General features: G+C 40.3%; 1 protein-coding gene and 1 pseudogene. One reads left to right on the forward strand and one right to left on the reverse strand.

Annotated elements, in window-relative coordinates:
* Positions 1–18: 18 nt before the first annotated feature.
* Positions 19–464, forward strand: a pseudogene (tnpA, locus tag Q8907_16485) (IS200/IS605 family transposase).
* 877 nt (positions 465–1,341) lie between these two features.
* Here tnpA and Q8907_16490 read toward each other — a convergent pair.
* Positions 1,342–2,250: helix-hairpin-helix domain-containing protein (locus tag Q8907_16490; protein ID MDP4275867.1), on the reverse strand; the 909-nt coding region annotated here is incomplete at its 5' end.

Here is a 2,250-nt window from a genome sequence, read left to right on the forward strand (position 1 = left end):
CAATATTGAATTTAAAAGATGAATAGTTACAGACAAATTTTGTATCATATTATTTTTGTACCTATAACCGCGGAAATACTTTGCCCGAAAAACAACACGAGGAATTGTACAAATACATCTGGGGAATAATACAAAACAGAAATTGTGTATTATACCGCATCAATGGTACTGAAAATCACATTCATATTTTATCCGATTTGCATCCAAAAGTTTGTTTATCGGACTATGTTAAGGAAATAAAAACAGTATCGAACCGGTGGATGAAGGAGTCTGGGAAATTTCCTGATTTTGAACATTGGGCAGAAGGCTCGTGTGCACTGACTTATAGTATGAGGGATAAAGAAAGGATCACAAACTATATCAAGAACCAGAAGGAGCATCATGCAAAAGTGAGTTTTGAAGACGAATACAAAAAATTGCTGGAGGAAAATGGGATACAGTGGGATGAAAAGTATATCTTTTGAATAAAGGGGAACTCCTACGGAGTTTTGAGGATCCATCGTACCTTTACCCCCAGATGAATCTAGGGGATATGCACAGTATACTCCTGACGGAGTAAAAAAGCAAAGGTGGGTCATAAAAACTAGATAGAAAAAGACAAAGTCCATCGTGTTCGTGTTTATCCTTTCGGAATCCAGAATTTATCCAGGGGGAAACAAACAAAAATACTCCTGACGGAGTAACGTAATAAGAACAAAATAGAAAAAACAAAGCATAGGACTTATCTTTGCATAACCCCCGGATTTATCCGGGGGAAAAACAGACAGCCAAAAATAAACCCCGTAAAGGTTGGCCTAAATATTAATAGTTCAAGTTTCGCAAGTAGAAAAAAGTTAATCGTTCAAGCATAAAAAAAGGGGGTTCAAATGTATCTGAATATCAGCATATTTGAAGTGACAAAACAACAAATATAGCCCCCAATGCCCAGACTTGGAAGTACAAAAATTTTCTCGGAAATTAACACTTTTCCAAGAATTTATGAAGCCAAAAGCCGGTATCAATCAACTTTCCGTTACAGAACGCATATTAAAGCATTCTGCAGGAACTCTTAAGAATCATTGTAAACTCCTTTGATACCGAGGACGAACGGTTGCTTGATGCGCTTAACAGAAATGAAACATTCATACATTATATCAATTCTGATAGGCTGGAAATAACGCAGGTGACCTAAATTTTACTTGCGAAACTTAAATATATAAAAATACGAATATGAGGATAGAACATCCTAACCTGATATATATAAATTAAGCCATCGATTAAATATTTGCATATCCGTGCAAAATATTTAATCGACCGTTATCCTGCAAAAATTGCTTGTTATCTGTAGATTATCCTTATATTTTATAAGATCATGCTCAGTTGAATGCGTTTGCGGCTCACATCAACGTCAAGAACTTTCACTTTAACCTGCTGGTGCAGTTTGACTATTTCAGCAGGATTACTGACATAACGTTCGGCCAGTTGCGAAACATGCACCAATCCGTCCTGCTTTACCCCAATATCGACAAAAGCGCCGAAATTGGTAATGTTGGTAACGATGCCCGGCAGCACCATCCCGGGTTTCACATCTTCGATATGAAATACATCCTTGGAAAATTCAAACACCTCAATTTTAGTACGCGGATCCAAACCGGGTTTCTCCAGCTCCTTCATGATATCATTCAGGGTAGGCAGGCCCACCTTATCATCGACATAATTATTAACTTTTATCTTAGTCCTCAGATCTTTTTGCTGAAGCAGGTCGTTGATCGTAGCATTCAGGTCTTTGGCCATCTTCTCCACCACCCTGTAGCTTTCAGGATGCACAGCGCTCCGGTCAAGAGGATTATCGGCGTTAGGAATTCGCAGGAAGCCTGCGCTCTGTTCAAAAGCCTTGTCGCCCATGCGGGGCACTTTCTTTAGTTCCCTGCGTGACTGAAAAGGCCCTTTTTCCTTGCGGTAATCAACTATATTTTGTGCCAACTGTGTACCCAACCCGGAAATATAGGTCAGCAAATGCTTGCTGGCAGTATTGACATTCACCCCTACCAGGTTGACACAACTTTCCACCACCTGGTCAAGGCTTTGCTTCAATTTGCTTTGGTCAACATCATGCTGGTACTGGCCCACGCCAATGGATTTGGGATCAATCTTTACCAGCTCGGCCAGAGGATCCATCAGCCTGCGGCCAATAGAAACAGCCCCCCTGACAGTTACGTCATAGTCAGGAAACTCTTCGCGTGCCACTGCTGAAGCAGAATAGATAGAAGC

The organism is Bacteroidota bacterium, assembly GCA_030706565.1.
GTDB lineage: Bacteria > Bacteroidota > Bacteroidia > Bacteroidales > JAUZOH01 > JAUZOH01.